This is a genomic window from Candidatus Thermoplasmatota archaeon, from assembly GCA_035541015.1.
Lineage (GTDB): Archaea > Thermoplasmatota > SW-10-69-26 > JACQPN01 > JAIVGT01 > DATLFM01.
In genome coordinates, this window is record DATLFM010000075.1 from 25247 (window position 1) to 42012 (window position 16766).

General features: G+C 69.7%; 26 protein-coding genes, 1 tRNA gene and 1 pseudogene. 2 read left to right on the forward strand and 26 right to left on the reverse strand.

All coding sequences use genetic code 11. The features are described from left to right. The first annotated feature begins 20 nt into the window (after positions 1-20). Both VM681_06710 and VM681_06715 read left to right on the forward strand, forming a co-directional pair. Entirely contained in the window at positions 21-704 is a 684-nt protein-coding gene (locus VM681_06710) for a phage holin family protein (GenBank protein HVL87678.1), read from the forward strand. Between the two features lie 18 nt (positions 705-722). After that, positions 723-1043: a hypothetical protein gene (locus tag VM681_06715; protein ID HVL87679.1), complete on the forward strand. Its 321-nt coding sequence runs from the start codon at positions 723-725 to the stop codon at positions 1041-1043. 104 nt (positions 1044-1147) lie between these two features. Here the strand turns inward: VM681_06715 and VM681_06720 are convergent. The 26 genes and pseudogenes from VM681_06720 to VM681_06845 form a co-directional block, all read right to left on the reverse strand. Then, positions 1148-1259 (reverse strand) — tRNA-Thr (locus VM681_06720). A 129-nt stretch (positions 1260-1388) separates the two neighbouring features. Further along, complete coding sequence (locus tag VM681_06725) at positions 1389-2348, reverse strand: RNA-guided pseudouridylation complex pseudouridine synthase subunit Cbf5 (GenBank protein ID HVL87680.1); 960 nt, start codon at positions 2346-2348, stop codon at positions 1389-1391. Further along, positions 2345-2884, reverse strand: a complete 540-nt coding sequence (locus tag VM681_06730) for a cytidylate kinase family protein (protein ID HVL87681.1) — start codon at positions 2882-2884, stop codon at positions 2345-2347. The genes VM681_06725 and VM681_06730 overlap by 4 nt, the downstream gene beginning before the upstream one ends. 4 nt (positions 2885-2888) lie before the next feature. Further along, positions 2889-4067, reverse strand: coding sequence for an EMC3/TMCO1 family protein (locus VM681_06735; GenBank protein HVL87682.1), 1179 nt, complete (start codon positions 4065-4067; stop codon positions 2889-2891). A gap of 6 nt (positions 4068-4073) precedes the next feature. Next, positions 4074-4622 carry an adenylate kinase gene (locus VM681_06740; GenBank protein ID HVL87683.1) on the reverse strand — a complete coding sequence of 183 codons (549 nt, stop codon included), beginning with the start codon at positions 4620-4622 and terminating at the stop codon, positions 4074-4076. Between the two features lie 54 nt (positions 4623-4676). Continuing rightward, positions 4677-6728 (reverse strand): preprotein translocase subunit SecY, encoded by a 2052-nt coding sequence (locus tag VM681_06745; GenBank protein HVL87684.1) that lies wholly within the window; start codon positions 6726-6728, stop codon positions 4677-4679. A 39-nt stretch (positions 6729-6767) separates the two neighbouring features. Then, the gene (locus VM681_06750) at positions 6768-7337 is read right to left on the reverse strand and encodes an uL15 family ribosomal protein (GenBank protein HVL87685.1); all 570 of its coding nucleotides are present in this window, start codon (positions 7335-7337) and stop codon (positions 6768-6770) included. Between the two features lie 4 nt (positions 7338-7341). Further along, positions 7342-7800, reverse strand: a complete 459-nt coding sequence (locus VM681_06755) for a 50S ribosomal protein L30 (GenBank protein HVL87686.1) — start codon at positions 7798-7800, stop codon at positions 7342-7344. Further along, positions 7797-8567, reverse strand: coding sequence for a 30S ribosomal protein S5 (locus VM681_06760; protein HVL87687.1), 771 nt, complete (start codon positions 8565-8567; stop codon positions 7797-7799). The genes VM681_06755 and VM681_06760 overlap by 4 nt, the downstream gene beginning before the upstream one ends. Then, positions 8564-9106: a 50S ribosomal protein L18 gene (locus tag VM681_06765; GenBank protein HVL87688.1), complete on the reverse strand. Its 543-nt coding sequence runs from the start codon at positions 9104-9106 to the stop codon at positions 8564-8566. Before VM681_06765 ends, VM681_06760 begins: the two co-directional genes overlap by 4 nt. Positions 9107-9108: 2 nt before the next feature. Further along, positions 9109-9585 (reverse strand): 50S ribosomal protein L19e, encoded by a 477-nt coding sequence (locus tag VM681_06770; protein ID HVL87689.1) that lies wholly within the window; start codon positions 9583-9585, stop codon positions 9109-9111. Next, a complete protein-coding gene (locus VM681_06775; GenBank protein ID HVL87690.1) occupies positions 9582-10322 on the reverse strand; it encodes a 50S ribosomal protein L32e in 741 nt (246 codons plus the stop codon). Before VM681_06775 ends, VM681_06770 begins: the two co-directional genes overlap by 4 nt. Positions 10323-10327: 5 nt before the next feature. Then, the gene (locus tag VM681_06780; GenBank protein HVL87691.1) at positions 10328-10864 is read right to left on the reverse strand and encodes a 50S ribosomal protein L6; all 537 of its coding nucleotides are present in this window, start codon (positions 10862-10864) and stop codon (positions 10328-10330) included. Between the two features lie 8 nt (positions 10865-10872). Further along, a complete protein-coding gene (locus VM681_06785; GenBank protein HVL87692.1) occupies positions 10873-11262 on the reverse strand; it encodes a 30S ribosomal protein S8 in 390 nt (129 codons plus the stop codon). A gap of 12 nt (positions 11263-11274) precedes the next feature. Further along, positions 11275-11451, reverse strand: a complete 177-nt coding sequence (locus VM681_06790; GenBank protein HVL87693.1) for a 30S ribosomal protein S14 — start codon at positions 11449-11451, stop codon at positions 11275-11277. Next, complete coding sequence (locus tag VM681_06795; protein HVL87694.1) at positions 11448-11987, reverse strand: 50S ribosomal protein L5; 540 nt, start codon at positions 11985-11987, stop codon at positions 11448-11450. The genes VM681_06790 and VM681_06795 overlap by 4 nt, the downstream gene beginning before the upstream one ends. After that, positions 11984-12703 carry a 30S ribosomal protein S4e gene (locus VM681_06800; protein ID HVL87695.1) on the reverse strand — a complete coding sequence of 240 codons (720 nt, stop codon included), beginning with the start codon at positions 12701-12703 and terminating at the stop codon, positions 11984-11986. The genes VM681_06795 and VM681_06800 overlap by 4 nt, the downstream gene beginning before the upstream one ends. Further along, a complete protein-coding gene (rplX, locus tag VM681_06805; GenBank protein ID HVL87696.1) occupies positions 12700-13266 on the reverse strand; it encodes a 50S ribosomal protein L24 in 567 nt (188 codons plus the stop codon). Before rplX ends, VM681_06800 begins: the two co-directional genes overlap by 4 nt. A gap of 9 nt (positions 13267-13275) precedes the next feature. Continuing rightward, complete coding sequence (locus tag VM681_06810) at positions 13276-13674, reverse strand: 50S ribosomal protein L14 (protein HVL87697.1); 399 nt, start codon at positions 13672-13674, stop codon at positions 13276-13278. An 80-nt stretch (positions 13675-13754) separates the two neighbouring features. Further along, positions 13755-14069 (reverse strand): annotated as a pseudogene (locus VM681_06815) (30S ribosomal protein S17). Positions 14070-14168: 99 nt separating this feature from the next. After that, the gene (locus VM681_06820) at positions 14169-14408 is read right to left on the reverse strand and encodes a ribonuclease P protein subunit (GenBank protein HVL87698.1); all 240 of its coding nucleotides are present in this window, start codon (positions 14406-14408) and stop codon (positions 14169-14171) included. A gap of 11 nt (positions 14409-14419) precedes the next feature. After that, a complete protein-coding gene (yciH, locus tag VM681_06825) occupies positions 14420-14719 on the reverse strand; it encodes a stress response translation initiation inhibitor YciH (protein HVL87699.1) in 300 nt (99 codons plus the stop codon). Next, positions 14719-15138, reverse strand: a complete 420-nt coding sequence (gene rpmC, locus VM681_06830; protein ID HVL87700.1) for a 50S ribosomal protein L29 — start codon at positions 15136-15138, stop codon at positions 14719-14721. Before rpmC ends, yciH begins: the two co-directional genes overlap by 1 nt. Next, positions 15138-16016: a 30S ribosomal protein S3 gene (locus VM681_06835; GenBank protein ID HVL87701.1), complete on the reverse strand. Its 879-nt coding sequence runs from the start codon at positions 16014-16016 to the stop codon at positions 15138-15140. The genes rpmC and VM681_06835 overlap by 1 nt, the downstream gene beginning before the upstream one ends. Then, entirely contained in the window at positions 16016-16489 is a 474-nt protein-coding gene (locus VM681_06840) for a 50S ribosomal protein L22 (protein ID HVL87702.1), read from the reverse strand. Before VM681_06840 ends, VM681_06835 begins: the two co-directional genes overlap by 1 nt. A 5-nt stretch (positions 16490-16494) precedes the next feature. Next, positions 16495-16766, reverse strand: a 272-nt coding sequence (locus VM681_06845) for a ribosomal protein S19 family protein (protein HVL87703.1), incomplete at its 5' end; no start/stop codon positions are given.

Below are 16766 nucleotides of genomic sequence, written 5' to 3' on the forward strand. Positions count from 1 at the left end.
GCGCGCCCGTGAACGGCTTCGTGAAGCCCATGGTCGACGACGAGTCTGCGACCCGCCGCCCGCCGAACCGTCCCGAGGCGACCCGCTCCGACGCAAGCGCGCTCGAGAAAGGCCTCGCCGCCGTCGAAGGCGCGGCGGAAGGCTTCGCCGAGCAAGCGCGCGAAGGCGACCTTGCCCGTCACACCTCGCGCGCCGCCGACCAGGCGGCCCAGACCGTGCGCCAGGCGCAAGAAGGAATGGGTACCGCAGACGTCCTTTCCCCCGATGCACTCTCCCGCGCGGGCGACGCCGTGCGCAGCAGCGTTGCGCAGGCGCCCGGGATCGCCGAGGCGGCACGCGAAGCACGCGCAACGCCGGGCATCGTCGGCGACGAGGTCCGACGCGTCATCGACGACGTTCGCAGGGAGGTTGCCAAGACGGTGGGCGGCATCGTGGCCGCGGCCGTGCTCGCCGTCTTTGCGCTGGGCTTCCTCGCCCTTGCCATCGCGGCGCACCTCAACGCGCAATGGGGCGTTCCCTGGGGGCACGTTGCGGTGGGTCTCACGTTTGCCATCCTCGCGGCCATGGCGGGGGCCGTCGCGTACCAAGCGGCCACCTCCATTCGCCGGGAGGCCGACGAGGGCTTCGAGCGCGTGGCCCGCACGACCGGCGAGCGCGCGCAAGCGATCGCTCGCCCGCTGGCCCGGCCGCGCCGCGAGCCGTAAACGAAGAGGAGTGGAACCATGGTGGACACGAGCGATCTGACCGAGAAGGCCAAGCAGAAGACCACGGACATCGCGAGCACGCTTCGCGACAAGTCGCCCGAGGAGATCCGCGAAGAGGCCAAGCAGGCCGCCGCGAAGACCACGGCCGCCGTGACGGGCACGGCCGAGGGCTACGCCGAGCAGGCGCGGCCGGAGGTCGCAGGCGAGCTCACCCGCAAGGCGGGCGAGACCGTGCGCGAGGTCGTCGAGCAGGGCCGGGAACAGATGCAGGGCGAAAAGGGGATCCAAGGACCCGGCGCGGAAGACCGCGCGCGCTCGATGAAACGCGACAACCTCTGATCCGAAAACCCCTGTATACACACGTATACAAACGTATGCATGCGTATGCGTGCAGCCGCCGGCTTGTCGGGCGCAGGCCCGGCAAGCGTCCGGCGGCGCCGCGAAGCCGCCTCCGGGGATCGAACCCGGGACCTACTCCTCTCCGGCCTCACCCGCGCAAATCGCGTCGGCGGAGTGGGATACCAAGGAGTCGCTCCACCACTGAGCCAAGGCGGCAAGCGGCCCGCCGGGCCGCTTGAAGCCGGGCCCCGGGGAATCCAAAGCCGCAGCGAGGATTCCACGAGGGCCAAGGCGGCGGCCTTGGACCGACGGCCCGCGGTAGGCCCGCTTCGCCTAAAAACCTTGCTACCAGGCGCGCGGGTACGTGCCCTTGTCCATGAGCACGCGGTCGACGTTCACGACAAGCCCAGACTCGGCCGCAAGCATCTCCTCGGCGCTGGCAAGCGCGGTCCCAAGCGCGACCCCTTCGCCCTTCTGCGTGAACACGGCCATGGCCTGGCCCTTGCGAAGCCCGCGCTCGACCTCGAGCACGCCCTGGGCCGCAAGGTCGGCGCCGTGGCAGAGCGCGTCGACGGCGCTGTCGCGGACGATCACGCGCGGGAGATGCTCGATCATGCGCTCCATGGGTTGGACGACGCGTCGCAGTGCGCTCTCGTCGCCGGTCTCCTTCCACAGCGCCACGGCGTCCGTGAGGTCGTGAAGCGTGGCGATCGTGTCCTCGCCAAAGCCCGCCGTGCGCGTTCGGCGCAGGTCGGCCATGTTGGCTCCGGTGCCAAGCACGGTCCCGACGTCCGAGCAAAGCTTGCGGACGTACGTGCCCGCCTGGCAGCGGACGCGGAACAGGACCTCGCGGCCCTCGTTCTCGAGGAGGTCCAGGGTGTACACGCGACGGACGCGCAGTTGGCGTTTCACGGCGCTTTTGAGCGGGGGAACCTGGTACACGTCGCCGACGAACTCGCGCAGCACCGTTTCCAGCCGCTTGGGCGGGGCGTCGGCGTGCAGGCGCAGGACGCAGACGTACTCCTTGGGCGCAAGGAGGAGCGCCTTGAGCGCCCGCGTGGCGTCCGTGAGCGCGACGGGCAGCACGCCCGTGACGTTGGGGTCAAGCGTGCCGCCGTGGCCCGCGCGCGAGATGGCAAGCGCCGCCTTCATCCACGCGACGACCTGGTGGCTCGTGGGTCCGGAAGGCTTGTCGAGGTTGACGATGCCCAGACGCAGGTGGTCGGCGATGGACCGCTCGTTTGGCGGGCGACCGTGCGGGCCGGTTGGAGCTTTCGCCTTCACGAGGAGCACGCGCTCGGTCACGGTGGCGATCCCCCGGCGCGGGCGCGTGCCACGACGGCGGCGGCGACCTGCTCGGGCGTGCGGTCGTGCGTGGAGACGCGAAGGTCGTACCAGCGCGGGTCGTCCATCGACACGCCGTAGATCGTCCGGTACCGTTCGTCCTCGCTGGCTTCGCGAAGGTCGTTGGCCGCGCGCGCCTGCTCGACTGGGACCCCCTCGCGGGCGGCGACGCGCGCCGCGCGGACCTCGGGCGGACACTCGAGCCACACGCGGAGGGCCGGGACGCCGTTTGCGGTGACAAGCCAGGCCACGAGGCGGCCCTCGACGAGCACATCGCCTTGGCGCAGGATCTCGAGCATGCGGGCGTCCAGCGCGCGGTCGATCGACGGGTCCTGCTCGGCCACGCGCGAGAACTCGGCAAGCGACAGGTTCCGCTTGGCGGCAAGCTCGCGGAAAACGGATCCGGCCGACACGAGCGCAAGGCCAAGCTCGCGCGCGACCAGGCGCGCGGCGGTCGTCTTTCCGCAGCCGGGGAGCCCGGCCAGGGCCACGCGCACGTCTTCACCCCGCCGCCGGCTGCGCGGCGCGGCCGGCCTTGCCGAGGTCGCGCGCCTTGAGCGCGCGCGCCAAAAGCTGGCCGCCGGGGAAGGAGAACAGCGAGTAGAGGATGATCCAGCGCGGCAGGAAGATCCACACTCCCGTGAGGTCCCATTCGGGGTTCCAGGGCACCGAGGCGCGATGCGGCGTGACGGCCGCGTGCGCGCTTTGGGCGGGCGCGATGGCGTGCGCGGCCGAGAGCGTCCAGTTCGTCCCTCCGGCTGCGACGACGATCTCGCCCGACGCCGTCGCCGACGGGGAAAGAACGAAGGCGTAGACGGTCGCGTTGCGCGCAAGCTCGACGAAGGAGACCTGGTCGGTCCGGACGGCGTGACGGTAACCGTCGGCCGCGAAGAGGAGGACGACGACGCCAGCCGGGCCGGCCGGCGTTTGGAGGGCGCCGCTTGCCGAGAGGTTGTGGAAGCCCCGCGCAAGCGTGCCGACCTCGTGCGCCGACCGGTCGAGCGCGGATGGAGGACCAAGACGCGCCGTTTGGCCCCCGCCTCGAACCAAGACGGCCGCGTCGGGCGCAAGCGCCCAGGCCGAAACGTCCGTGCGTTGGACGGCCTGGAACGTCGGCGAAGCGCCGGCGCCAAGGAAATGGACGCCCTCGGTTCCGCCGCGCGTGACGAGAAGGGATTCGCCCGTGGCGTCGACGTCGTACGGGATGGCGGCCGTGAAGAACGTGAGGAGCCACGCGAAGAGCGGGATGACGACGATCATCGTCACCATCATGGGCTTGAACTGGCCGCCGGAGGCTTCGGCCTGCAGCTTGAAGATGTCGCCCTGCCGCTCGGTGAGCTTCTTGATCTTGTGGTGGTTCTTGTCGAGGCGCGCCTTCTTGAACTCTTGGTTGAACGCGCGCATGGTCTCCTGGACCTTGGCCATGGCGACCCAGTCGGTGAAGACGTGGCGCAGGTACGTCGTCGCGACGCCGGTGAGAAGCGCCGCAAGGACGAGGGTGGCCGCCGGCATCTCGCCGCCAAAGCCGATGAGGGGCGCGAGCACCGAGCCGGTGGCGCGCCCGAGCCCGAGGTAGAGGTCGGGGAAGATGATGATGACCATGAACAGCATCATGAAGAGGAAAAGGTAGAGGAACGAGTTGGCCGGCGGCGCGGGGGGCGGGGCGGGGGCGTCGGGCATGGCGGTTCAACCCAGGGCGGAAAGGAGCGCGCGCTTGGTCTCGTCCTGCCTGCCGTCCCGGTTCTGCAGGAACACGAGCGTGGCGCCCGTCAGGGTGGCCACGGCCATGGCGGCCAGGCGGTTCACGGCTTGGTGCTCCGCGATCGCCAACGTGTCGTCCGCGTCCCGCTTCCGCGTGGCGTCCTTGGCCCGCCGGCCTGCGATCTCCTCTGGCGCGGCCTCGACGAGGATGATCTGGCTTGGGCGCAGCCGCTCGACCACCCAGGCGGGCAGCCCCGGCAGGTACCCGTGCGGGGTCTTGATGGTGCAGTGGGTGTCCACGATGACGTCGCCCTTCGCCCGGATGGCGTCGGCGGCGGCCTCCTGGATCTGCCGCTGGAGATCCGGCGGGAGCCGGCGCATCTCGTCGCGGTCCTTGACGAGCCCGCGCGCCTGCGCCACGGCGAGCATCTCCGTGCCGTAGACGACGACCGGGCGCTTGGTTTCGGCCGCGGCAAGCTCCAACACCGTGCTCTTGCCCACGCCCGGCACGCCCGTGATGACGATGGCACCCATGGAACCGCGGCGGGGATGGAGGCGGGGGTATATAGGAATAGGCCCGGGCGCGCGCTATCGCTCGCCAAAGAACCCGCGCAATACCGGGTGCATCTCCATGACCTGCTCCTTGGCGATCTGCTCGTACAGACGCTGCAGGATGCCCACGGCAAGGAGAAGGCCCGTCCCGGACGCTTGGCCAAGCGTGCCAAGCATGTCGGCAAACGCGGCAAGCGCCCCCACGGTGGCCCCACCGATCACGGTGACGACCGGGATGTAGCGCTCGAGGATCTTCTCGACGATGCGCGGGTCCCGCCGGAAGCCGGGAATCTGCATGCCGCTCTTCTGGATCTGCTTGGCCACGGCCTGCGGGCCCATGTTCGTGGTCTCGATCCAGAACTTGGCAAAGAGGATCGAGCCGCCGATCATGGCGACGAGGTACAGGACGACGTGCAGCATCACCTGCCATCCCTCTCGGTAGGCGAACACCCCGCCGTAGCGCTGCGGGTTCAGGAACGGAAGCAGCCAGTCGCCCACGCCCTGCACGGGCGAGAGGTAGTACGCCGCGCCGCCCAGCGCCTGGCTTGTCCCCTGGCCTTGGCCCGTGGCGTAGACGCCAAGCCAGCCGGAGAACTCGGGCGCGTTGTGCGCAAGCCACCGGCCCCCGAACAGGGGCCAATCCGTCATGGGGCCGAAGGTCTCGCCTGTCGGCCCGGCGGGCGAGTAGTGGAACAGGAGCGCAATCAAGTTCACGTTGGCAAGCAGCGCGGCCATCAGGATGACGGGGATGTTGCTCGCGTAGATGAGGCGGATGGGGTAGCGGCCGCGCGCGCCGCGGACCTTGCCGTGGGCCAGAGGCAGCTCGATGCGGCTCGACTCCGCGTACACGACGAAGAAGAAGACGAGCACCGTCGTGACGAGGGCGATGATGGCGTTGGCCGACGACGGATCCTGCGGGTCGCCAAAGAAGATGTTCTCGAACCCGCCGCCCACGAGCGACCGCATGTCGTACTCGGAGAGGAGGTACACCGTGCGGGGGATGGCCCCGCCGGGCGGGTTGAACACGGAAAGGTCCGCCGCCTGGGCGGGGAACCAGTTGAACATGCCGGTGAAGAGCGCCTGCGAGACGCCGGCCGCGATGAACAGCGAGATGCCCGATCCAAGGCCCCACTTCGAGACGACCTCGTCCATGAGGAAGACGAGGTAGCTTCCAAGCGCCAGCTGCACGATGAGGAAGAACCGCGCCCAGTTGTAGTTGGCCGCCCCCGCGCTTGTGGCAAACGAGGGGGCAAAGGCGAAGGTCGCGGACGTGAGCACGAGCACGGCGCCGATGGCAAGGCCCCCCAACGCGGGACCCGCCAGCACGGGCGCATGCCGAATGGGGCTCTCGGCCTTCTCGGAGCGAAGCGTGCCCACGGCAAAGCCCGCAAGCGTGAGCACGGCGCCCAGCGCAAGCGTGGCCACGACGCCAAGCTCCGCCTCAAGGCCAAGCATGCCTCCAAGCGGCGCCGTGACGAGCCACGTGTACAGAAGCCCGATGGGCAGCCCCGCCAGCACGCTTGCGAGAACCGTCATGCGCGAGGGCTCGTAGCCCTCGGCCACGCGGGCGAAGATGAAGCCGTACAGGAACATGGCGCCGACGCCAAGGCCCAGCGCAAGACCGCCCTGGAGGCCCACGTCGAGGCGGTTGGCAAACACCTGGCTTGGCTGGAGGAATCCGAAGACCTGGGGAATGGATTCCACGAAGATCATGACGACGACGAGGAGCTTCTGGGTCCCCTGGTACATCGCCTTGTCCTCGGGCTTCGTGAGGTCGAGGTTGATGATCTTTGCGCCCACGAAGAGCTGCATGATGATGGAGCCCGTGACGATGGGGCCGATGCCGAGGTGGACGACCGAGCCGCTTGCGCCGGCCAGGATCGCTCGGAACTGCTGGAAGACGTCGATCGTGCCCTCGCCCAGTCCGAAGATGGCGATGTTGGCGAGGAAGAAGTAGGCGACGAGGCAGACGAGAGACCAGGCGAGCTTCGAGCGGAAGTGGACGTGCCCCTCGGGCTTCTGCACCGCGGGGAACCGCTTGGCAAGCGGCTCCAGCTTGTACAGCAAGCTCTTCTTCTCTTCCGCCATGACCGCCTCGCCGGGATTCCGCCTGCCCCTTATAACGGTTTACTTCCTGCCCGCGCCGCGGCCCGCGTCGGCCTTTTCGGATTTTCCGCCGGCCGACGCTCCCGGCTTGGCCGCGCCCTTGCCGGGCCCTCCCGCAGGAGCCGGCGGCGCCTTGGCCTTCGGAGGCTTGGGAACGGCGGTCACCGTGACCTCGCCGCCGGACTCCTTCACGCGCGTCACGGCGTTTCCGCTGGCGCGCTCCACCGTGATGCGCCACTTGCGCCGCGGCGTCCCGGTCGAGAGGAGCTTGTTGTAGCCCACGTCCGCGAGGTTCACCGTGTACACGTCGCCTTCGCGCGTCACGCTGCCGTCGGCGAGGAACCGCTCCGCGCGCTCCTCGAGCTGCCGAAGGTCGATGGCGACCTGCGGCTCGAAGACCTGCTGGGGCCGGTTGAAGCCCTTGCGGTCGAAGTGCTCGGGGTCGTAGAGCCGGTAGTGGAGGATCCTGTGCCCGAAGCTGCCCGCGTGGCCCTTGCCGCCGCGCAGGCCCGCGCCGCGGCCCTTCTTCTTGCCGCGGCCGTGCTCGCGCGACCCGCGGTTCTTGTGCGTCTTGTTCGTCTTCTTGGCCATGCGGTCACACCATCCGCCGGATCAGGAGTTGGATCTCGCCGCCCCAGTACCCGAGCGCCCCCTCGGGGTAGTGGCGCTTGTTGCCGCCGTAGCCGCCGCGCGGCGGGTTCAGGCGGAGCACCGGCTTTGCGGCGTCGGCGAGCTTGGCCTCGCCCTTCGAGAGCGCCTGCGCGAAGGCCTTGAGCGAGGGGAAGCCCATCGCCTGCACCGTGTCGTCGTTGAGCGGCCGGTCACCGGCGAGCCTGCCGCGCGCGCGCAGCACCTGCTCGAGCGTGGAGGCGTCGATCTCGCCGTAGGCGATGTAGTCGCGCGCCTTGCGGAGCATGCCTTCGGTCGTCTCGTTCTTGGGGACGACGACGGCGTGGTTGGGGCGCGAGAGGCGCAGCTGGTCGAGCGTGAGCGCGATGTCGTGGCGGACCATCTGCGTGCCGCGCACGCGGACGGCAAGGTAGGCGCCGCTCATCCGACCACGCTTCCTTCGGCAAGCGCGAGGACCTCGCGCTGGCTCGCACGGACCTTGACGCCCGAGGCCCTGCGCAGGGCCTCGAAGGCGGCCTTGGCGCTGTTGATCGTGGTCTTCGTCTGGCCCTCGGCGCGGCCCCAGACGTCGCGCACGCCGGCGAATTTCAGGATTTGCTTGGCGACGTCGCCCGTCGCAAGCCCGACGCCGCGGGGCGCGGGCTTGAGCGTGATCTCGACGCTTGCGCTCTTGCCCGTGACGGCCACGGGGACCGTGTGGGCCGTGCGGCAGGCGCACTGCCAGGAGCCGCAGCCGCGGCGGACCTCGATGAGGTTGAGCTTGGCGTTGTCGATCGCGCGCTGGATCGTGGGGCCGACCTCCTTGCCCTTGGCCATGCCAAGGCCCACGAAGCCGTCGCGGTTGCCGATCACGGACACCACGCGGAACTTCACGCGACGCCCGGAGTCGGTCATGCGCTGGACCATGTTCACGTCGATGACCTCGTCCTCGAGGTTGGGCAGCAGGATGTCCACGACCTCGCTCTCGCGAAGCGGCAGGCCGGAGGAGAGCGCCTGGCTCATGGTCGTGATCTCGCCGGCCTTGACGCGCCGGCCAAGCTCGGTCTTGGGCTGCCAGGCGCCAAGGTCGCGCGCGGGCGCGTCGAAGCGCCGGCGGGGGCCGCCGCCGCGGCCGCCTCGCTCGCCGCCGAAGCGGCGGGGGGCGGGAGCCTCGGGCGCGGGCGCGGACGGGGGAGACGTTTCGTTGGTCATCGGGATGCCCCTCCAGTGGTGGCGGGCTTGGAGTTCGGTTTGCCGGATTCGATCTTGGCCTTCGTGGCCGCAAAGACGCCTTCGGCAAGGTCGTCGATGTGCTCGCCCTTGACGCGCGCGGCGTCGGGCAGCACGTCGTTGCCGTGCGGAACGTCGATGCCGGCGTCGAGGACGCCTTGCAGGGCCGCGAAGATGCGCCCGCCCTTGCTCGGGATCTGCCGGCCGATGTCGAGCACGGCCTCCTTCACGCCGGTGGCCGCCGCGCGGCGGCCGGCGAGGTACCCGACGAGGTAGGCGGCGGGCGTGTTCTTGGCCGCGCCCGTCCAGCCGAAGCCGGAGAGCTCGCGGGCCTGCGCCTGGGCGAGCACGACGTCGCCTTGCGCGTCGTAGCCGACGAGCTGGACGATGAGGTTCGCGGTCTTCTTGCGGACGACCAGGCGCGGCTTGCGCGCCTTCAGGAGCGCGAGCCGCCGGCGGTAGTCCGTGCGGTTCTCGCGCCGTCGGCGCATCGCGACGTGGTAGCGGGGTCCGTCGGCCATCGTCAGGCACCTCCGGCGGGCGGTTCCTTGAGCACGCCTTCCGTGCGGAGGTGGCTCAAGAGGTGGTTCTTGCTGCGGTAGACGCCGCCCTTGGCGCGCAGGTACTGCGCGCGGTAGTCGCGGGGGCTGATCTTGCCCTCGTCGCGAAGCTGCGCGAGCACGCGGCGGAGGGGGCGGATCGTCCGCACCCAGCGCGTCTTGCGAGGCGAGCGGGCCTTGCTGCCCTGCGCGCCCTTGCGGGAGCCCTCGCCCTTGCGGCGTCCGCTCTTCTTCTGGATCGCAAGCGCGCGGGCGCGGCCGCGCGAGACGCCCGTCTCCTGGAGCTTCTCGATCCAGCCGCGCGCGATGAGCTTGCGGACGTCGGAGCGCGTGACGGCCGCGGCGACCTCCTCGGCGTGGAGGGGGTCGATCCAGATGCGGGAGGCCCCGCAGTCGAGGAGGAGGGCGGCCATGCGGCGTTGGTTGCGAAGGTCGGTCATTTCGATCCCCTCCGGGGATTGAGGATGCGGACGCCGCGGGCGGCCGCCTCCTTCTCGATCGTTTCGCGCGTGCGCGCGCCCACGGAGCCGCCCACGCGGGCGGCCTGGGTGTCCGGGTTCACCTTCGAGAGGTCCGCGGCGTTGTGCACGAGGACCTCCTCGAAGCCCGAGGGATGCAGCCCGCGGACGGCCGCCGGGCCGCCGTAGCCGGCCTTGGGGACGGCCGGGCGGTAGCGGTACATCTTGAGCTGCTTGTTCGAGATGCCCATGGGGCGCCGCCACACGTTGCGGTCGATCTTCTTGTAGCGGAACCATTGGTCGCGCGGGAAGTCGGGCCGTCGGCGCGAAAGCTCGCGGCGAAGCGCGAGCGCCTTGCGCGTGGCCTCGTCGAGCTTGGGCTTGGCGCGGGTCCGGTAGACCCGCTCGGCCTCTTCGACGATCTCGACCTTCTCCTTCTTGGGCTTGGGGCGGCCCTTGCGCTCCTCGCGGGCGCTCTCCTCGACGACCTCGATGCGCTGCTCTTCCTCGGCCGCCGGCGGCGCCGAGAGCTCGGCTACGCCCTTCAGGATGGCCTCGGCAAGCTTGGGGCCCACGCCCTCGACGGCAAGCAGGTCCTCCTTGGTCGCCCGCTTGAGCTTCTCCATCGACGTGAAGCCGGCGTCGTAGAGGGCTTCGGCCTTCTTCTCGCCGACGCCCGGGATCTTCGCGAACTCCTTGATCGTGTCCTCTCGCGTCACGTCGCTCACCTCGGCTTGTGCGTGATGTAGATGCCGTCCTGGAAGACGCGCGGGTCAAAGCCGCGGATGCGCGTGGCCTGCTCGATGTTTGCGGCCGTCTGCGCGACGTTCTCGAGGTGGACGCCGGTCACGCTCACCGCGTCGCCCTCGACCTTCACGGCGACGCCCTCGCGGATGCTGGCCCGCCGCGGCGTCTTCTCGCCCAGGAAGTTCTCGATGACAAACTGCTTGCCCTGGACCTTCGTCTTGATCGGGAAGTGGCTGAAGACGATCTTCAGCTTGTACTCCCACTCGGCCTGCACGCCGCTTACCATGTTGCGTAGGTGCGAGGCGTAGGTGCCCACGAGCGCCTTCTGGCGGCGGCGGGGAAGCTCGCACGACACGACGAGCTCGTCGCCTTGCTGGGCGAGGGCCACGGAGGCCTCCGGGAAGGCGCGGACGAGCTCGCCCTTGGGCCCCTTGACCTTGACGTCGCGGTCCTCGACGGTGACCGTGACGCCCTTGGGGATCGGGATCGTTTCCTTCGCGAGCGCTTGCACCATGGTTTCCCTCAGTAGACGTAGGCCAGGAGCTTCCCGCCGGTTCCGAGCTCCTTGGCGGCGGCGTGGCTGATCACGCCCTGGGTGGTCGTCAGGATGAGCGTGCCGAAGTCGCGCGCGGGAAGGTACCGGCTCTCCCAGCGCTCGAACTCCTGCCGCTTCACGTTGAAGCGCGGCTTCACGACGCCGCACTCGTTGATGTGGCCGACGAGCTTCACGCGGAAGAACCCGCTCGCGCCGTCGTCCACGAACTCGAAGGGCCCGATGTAGCCCGCGTCGAGCATGACCTTGAGCACGCGGCCGACGAGCTTGCTCGCGGGCCGGATGTCGCAGGTGAGCTTGCCCACGCGCTCGGCGTTCTTGAGGAGCGTCAAGGCGTCTGCCAGAGGATCGTTTTGCATTCCGTCTCACCTTCAGGAGTACTTCTTGAATCCGAGGTCCGGTCCGATCTCGCGGAAGCAGTGGCGGCACACGAAGAGCCGGTACTTCCGGATGAGCCCGGTGAACACGCCGCAGCGCTGGCAGCGGTTGGCGCCGCGGCCGAAGCGGGCGTTCGGGGGAAGCTCGGGGGCGTTCGTCGCGTCGGTCATTCCTCCAGCACCTCCACGGGGAAGTTGGCCTTCACCCAGGCGATGCCCTCCTCGCGGACGATGCGCGAGGCGCGCGGGATGCGCGAGGGCAGCACGCGTCGGCGCTTCACCCGGTAGCCGGGGCGCGAAAGCGTGGCCGTGACGTTGAGGCCGAAGATGCCGATGTCGGGATCGTACTTCATGCCGGGGAAGTCCGTGTGGTCGGAGAAGCCGAAGTTGAGGTTGCCCTCCTGGTCGAAGTTCCACGGGTCCAGCTTGTTGTTGCGGACCTCAAGGCACGTCTTCAGGAAGTCTTTGGCCGCCGCGCCGCGCAGCGTGACCTTGCAGCCGATGGGAAGCCCCACCCGCAGGTTCCAGTCGCGGTTGGCCACCCTCGAGAGCGTGCGGACGGGCTTGCGCTTGGTGAGCTGCGAGAGCACCTTCTCGGCCTTGATGAGCCTCTCGCCCGCCTCGCCGACGCCGATGTTGATGATGACCTTCTCCAGGCGCGGCGCCTGCATGGGGTTCGCGTACGCGAAGTCTTGAACGGCGCTCATTGGATCGCCACCTCCGGGATCCGGATCTCCGGCTCGTCCTTGCCGACGACGAACACGTAGGGCTTCACGGTGGCAAACGCGCGGTCGCCCGCGCGAAGCTCGACGAGGTTCGCGCGCGGCTCGTGCGTGACCACGATCTTCGTGATCGTGGCAAGCTCGCCCACGTGCGATCCGCCCGTGATGTACGCGAGCATGCCCTCGGCGAGAGCGTGGTGCCCCGCCACCTTCTGCTCGGGAAGCTTGAGCTTGAGCACGTCGCCCGTGGCGTACTTGTTCTCCTTGATCTGCAGGTTGCGCCCGTCGTGGAGGTTGAGCTGGAACTGCCCCTCCTTCACGGTCGTCTTGCCCTCCACGCGGCAGAGCTTCCAGTCGGCCTGGGCCTTTGGGATGTCCACGAGACGCAGCCGTCCGGCCGTGTCCACGAGCGCGCGGTAGTGCCGGTCGACCTTCGGGATCGACAGCACGTCCATGAGGCCCACGCCGCGCTTGTAGTCGGTGACGACCCGGCCGTCGACGAGGACCTCGCGGGCGCCCAGGATGCGCTGAGCCTCGCGCGAGGTGTCGCAGAGGTGGAGGTAGTCGCGAAGCACGATGGCCATGGGAACGCTCTCCTCGCCGGCGTGCGGTCCGGCGCGGGGCTTTGTCGCCCACTTGTGGGCCTTGCGGGGGACCGTCCAGCGGCGCGGAACGGCCAGGCGCTTGAGATGCTTGCTCACTTGCGTCCCTCCTCTTCGTCGTCCTCGGCGTGCTCCTCTTCCATCTCGGAGGGACCGGATCCCGCGGCGGGCTCCTTGTCGGCCTCGTCTTCGTCGGCCTCCGTTTCCTCCGGGGCCTCGGCCTGCTCCTCCTTGGCGCGACGCGCGGCCTCCTTGGCCTTCTCGCGCTCCTCCTTCTCGCGCTCGAGCGCCTTCACCTCGTCGGCCGACAGCTGCGCGCCCAGGAGGTCGCGCCGCTGGCGGTCCGTGAGATCGAGCTTGGTGAGAAGCAGGTTGCTTGCGAACATGGGCTTGGGTTTCTGCGTCCCGTCGGCCTTGGCGGCCGTGACGCCCTCGACCGTCACGGTGCGCCGGCTCGGGTTCACGGCGAGGATCTTGCCGACCGTGCCGGCGTGGCCGCCGCGAAGGACCTTCACGGTGTCGCCCACGCGGATCGTGGCCGACCGCTTGCCGTACTTGAGGAACAGCTCCTCCGCGAGGTGGGCGCGCAGCTGGCGCGGGCGCTCGTGGTGGGGAAGGTTGTGGAGACGAAGGCGTTGCTTTCGGGGTTGGGAGCTTGTCATCGTCGCACCTCACACGATCATGCTGGCCGTGGCCGCGATGCGGGGCCACCGCTCCGCCGCTTCCCGGGCCACGGGTCCCTTGATGTCCGATCCCTTCGTGTCGCCGTTCTCGGCCACGATGACCGCGGCGTTGTCCTCGAACTGGACGACCGTGCCGTCGGGCCGGCGGAACGGCCGGCGCTGGCGGATGATGACCGCGTTTAGGACCTGTCGGCGCATCTCGGGCGTTCCCTTCTTGACGGAGACGACGAGGTAGTCGCCGACGCCGGCGGCCGGCAGGCGGCGGTGGTGGGCGCCCGCGCGGGGAACGGCCAGGATCTGGACGACCTTGGCGCCCGTGTTGTCCGCGCACTCGAGGCGCGCGCCCACGGGAAGCCCGCGCGTGATGGTGGCGGGAACGGCCTTCATGCGCCTTCGCCTCCGGGGGAGGGGGGCGTCGCGCGCGCCTCGCGCAGGCCCTCCGTGTAGTCCTCGCCCACGACGCGCATCTGGCCGCGACGGGCCGCGACGATCGCAAAGCTCTTCGTCTTCGAGAGCGGGCGGCACTCCATGAGGGTCACGTCGTCGCCGGGCTGCGCGGCGATGCAGGGCGGGTTGTGCGCGGCGTAGCGGCCCGTGCGGCGCTCGTACCGCTCGTACTTGGGCACAAAGCGCAGGTGCTCGCGCTCGACGACGGCCGTCTTGTCCATCTTCGAGGACACGACCTTGCCGGCGATGCGGAAGCCGCGGACGCGCAGCGTGCCGTGGAAGGGGCAGTCGCCGTCGTCGCAGGTCCGCTCCGGCGCCGGCACGTCGATGCCGATGTTGCGGGCGGCCTGCGAAGCGCCGCGCGTGCGGGACCGGGCGGCCGTGCCTTTCTCCGTCGTTGCTTGCTTGGCCATGTCGTCACCTTGGTTGAAACGTCAGCCTCGGAGGCGATCCTCCGGGCGCTTGGCGATCGTCGATCCTTCCACGACCGCCTCCGAGCCGTCGGGGGCCTTCACGCGGAACGTGCTTCCGCGCTTGGGAACGACGCGCTCGCGGTCGTCCGACGCGATGCGGAGGGTCTCCCGGGTCTCGTCCACGACGGTGCCCGCGATGCCCGCGTAGGGGGCGGGGGCGAGCACCTCCGCGTGGAATCCGATCCAGTCCGTCCGCGTCACGTCGATCCTCCTCACTTCACTTCCGCGTTGAATCCCATGTTCTCGAGCACCTGCTTCACCTTCTGCCGGTGCTCGCCCTGAAGCTCGATCTTGCCGTCCTTCTGGGTTCCCCCGCAGGCGCAGCGGTTCTTGAGCTCCGTCGTGAGATGCCCGATGTCGATGTCCGTGGGGTCGATCCCCTCGACGATCGTCACCATCTTGCCGTAGCGCCGGGCGACCGAGTAGATCTGGATGCGCTGCTGCTCCCGCGCGATCTCCTCGCAGACGCAGATCTCCGTGGGCAGCCCGCATTTCTGGCACACTTCCGCCACTAGGCGCTCTCCTCCTTGGAGGCACGCGTTCGCTTCGAATCCTTCTTGACCCGCTCCTTGGCCGCGGCCGTCTCCGCCTTCGTGGCGCCGACCTTGGCCGAGGCGGGTTTGGGCTTCGGCGGGGCGGGCCGGGCGGACGCCCGGCGGCGCGCGGCGGGCGAGGGGGCCGATTCGCCGCGGTGCCGCTCGCCCCGCGCGACGGTGCGCAGGCGGCGGCCCGTGCGGAACTCCTCCTCGCGGACGAGCGTGAGGATCCGCGCGATCGTGCGTCGGAGGTCCCCGATCCGGCCCGGGTTCTTGACGGCGCCGCCCATCGCGGCGAGGCCCCGCTGGTGCATGAGCTCGCCGCGCGTCTCGGCGAGGATCTTCAGCTTGTCGTCGTGGCTCATGCCCCGGATCTCGCGGGCCTTCACGCCCATCAGCGCTCACCCCGCAGGATGTCGCTCTTGATCTTCCGGGCGAGCTTCTCCCCGAGCACGGTCGCAAGGTCCTCCTCGGAGGCCTCGCGCAGGCTCTCGACGTCGGAAAAGCCGGCCTCCTCGAGGGCCTTGGCCTTGACCTTCCCGATGCCTTCGACGTCCGTGAGCCGGCCGCCACGCTTGCCCGTGGGCGCAGCCGGCATCTCGCCGACCTCGCCTTCGACGGGCACGGCGGGCGCAGGCGCGGGCGCTGGCGCCTGCGGGACGACTTGCGTGGAGCCCGCCTCGCCGGCGTAGGTCACCTCGTCGGGCAGCTTCGCGTTGGGGTCCATGATGGCCACGCGCACGCCGATCGTTCCGAGCTTCTTGCGCGCGGTCGCGTAGCCCAAGCGCATCCACTGGAGCGCGGGCTCGCCGCAGTGCTTGATGTGGCCGGCCGTGAACTTCTCCATGCGCGCGCGGCCGCCGGTGATCTTTCCGCCGATCTTGATCTGGCATCCCTTGGCGCCGGACTCCATGATGCGGCGCAGCGTGGAGTGGCCGGCGCGCCGGAAGTGCCAGCCGCGCTCCAGCGCCTCGGCGAGCTTGACGGCCATGATCTGGGCGTTCAGGGAGGGGTTGCTGTCCTCCTGCACGTCGATCTGGGGGTTGTCGAGCTGGAAGCGGTTCGTGAGGTCGTCCGTGAGCTTCTTGATCGTGGCGCCGCGGCGGCCGATGACAAAGCCCGGGCGCTCGGCGACAAGCGTGATGCGCGTGCCCATGGGCGTGCGCTGGATGTCGACGCCGCCGAAACCGGCCTTCTCGGTCTCGCGCTTCAGGTACTCGCGCACCATCACGCGCCGCATGCGCTCGTTCACGAGCTTGCGCTCGACCGCCATTACTTCTCCTCCTCCTTCTCGGACTTCTCGGACAGCACGATCTCGATGTGGCAGGTGGCCGTGTTCCACGGCGTGGCGCGGCCGTGTGCGCGCTGCATCGTGCCCTGGATGGGCGCGGCGCGCTGGCAGGCGGCGTGCGAGACGACCATCTTCTCGGGGTCGAGGCCCTTGTACTCGGCGTTGGCCTCGGCGCCCTTCACGACCTCCAGCACCTTGCCGGCGGCCTTGACGGGGAACTGCCCGGGGCCCACCTTGCCGCGCCGGTGCGCGACCTTGCGCTTGTGGCGCACGAAGGGCACCGCGGTCTCGAGCTCCTGGACCTCCTCGAGGAAGGCCTTGGCGCGCTCCAGGCTCATGCCCTTGATGGCCTTGCACACGTTGACCACGTGCTTGGGCTTGACCGGCACCTCGCGGGCCGAAGCGATGGCCGTCTTCTCCGGGTCCGGCTTGACCGAGTATCCGTAGGTGGGCATGGGCATCACTTCAGCGGCATGAACTTCGAGCCGCGCGTCGCGCCGACGCCGGGCCCGGTGTGGCGGACGCTCTTCCGCGTCAGGACGAACTCGCCGAGGTAGTGGCCGACCATGTCGGGCGCGACCTCGAAGCGGGCGAACTCCTTGCCGTTGTGCACGGCGAAGCTGCGGCCCACGAAGCTGGGCAGGATGGGCATGTCGCGGAGGTGCGTGCGCAGGGTCACGCCGGGGTCCGTCTTCTGGACGCGCTTCAGGAGGTGCTGGTGCTCCTCGCTGA

Bases quoted from the DNA above. Each gene is read 5' to 3' on its own strand.
- VM681_06715 (HVL87679.1), top strand. From the start codon at position 723: ATGGTGGACACGAGCGATCTGACCGAGAAGGCCAAGCAGAAGACCACG.
- VM681_06735 (HVL87682.1), bottom strand. From the start codon at position 4,067: ATGCCCGACGCCCCCGCCCCGCCCCCCGCGCCGCCGGCCAACTCGTTC.
- VM681_06740 (HVL87683.1), bottom strand. From the start codon at position 4,622: ATGGGTGCCATCGTCATCACGGGCGTGCCGGGCGTGGGCAAGAGCACG.
- VM681_06745 (HVL87684.1), bottom strand. From the start codon at position 6,728: ATGGCGGAAGAGAAGAAGAGCTTGCTGTACAAGCTGGAGCCGCTTGCC.
- VM681_06750 (HVL87685.1), bottom strand. From the start codon at position 7,337: ATGGCCAAGAAGACGAACAAGACGCACAAGAACCGCGGGTCGCGCGAG.
- VM681_06755 (HVL87686.1), bottom strand. From the start codon at position 7,800: ATGAGCGGCGCCTACCTTGCCGTCCGCGTGCGCGGCACGCAGATGGTC.
- VM681_06760 (HVL87687.1), bottom strand. From the start codon at position 8,567: ATGACCAACGAAACGTCTCCCCCGTCCGCGCCCGCGCCCGAGGCTCCC.
- VM681_06765 (HVL87688.1), bottom strand. From the start codon at position 9,106: ATGGCCGACGGACCCCGCTACCACGTCGCGATGCGCCGACGGCGCGAG.
- VM681_06770 (HVL87689.1), bottom strand. From the start codon at position 9,585: ATGACCGACCTTCGCAACCAACGCCGCATGGCCGCCCTCCTCCTCGAC.
- VM681_06780 (HVL87691.1), bottom strand. From the start codon at position 10,864: ATGGTGCAAGCGCTCGCGAAGGAAACGATCCCGATCCCCAAGGGCGTC.
- VM681_06785 (HVL87692.1), bottom strand. From the start codon at position 11,262: ATGCAAAACGATCCTCTGGCAGACGCCTTGACGCTCCTCAAGAACGCC.
- VM681_06790 (HVL87693.1), bottom strand. From the start codon at position 11,451: ATGACCGACGCGACGAACGCCCCCGAGCTTCCCCCGAACGCCCGCTTC.
- VM681_06795 (HVL87694.1), bottom strand. From the start codon at position 11,987: ATGAGCGCCGTTCAAGACTTCGCGTACGCGAACCCCATGCAGGCGCCG.
- rplX (HVL87696.1), bottom strand. From the start codon at position 13,266: ATGACAAGCTCCCAACCCCGAAAGCAACGCCTTCGTCTCCACAACCTT.
- VM681_06810 (HVL87697.1), bottom strand. From the start codon at position 13,674: ATGAAGGCCGTTCCCGCCACCATCACGCGCGGGCTTCCCGTGGGCGCG.
- rpmC (HVL87700.1), bottom strand. From the start codon at position 15,138: ATGGGCGTGAAGGCCCGCGAGATCCGGGGCATGAGCCACGACGACAAG.
- VM681_06835 (HVL87701.1), bottom strand. From the start codon at position 16,016: ATGGCGGTCGAGCGCAAGCTCGTGAACGAGCGCATGCGGCGCGTGATG.
- VM681_06840 (HVL87702.1), bottom strand. From the start codon at position 16,489: ATGCCCACCTACGGATACTCGGTCAAGCCGGACCCGGAGAAGACGGCC.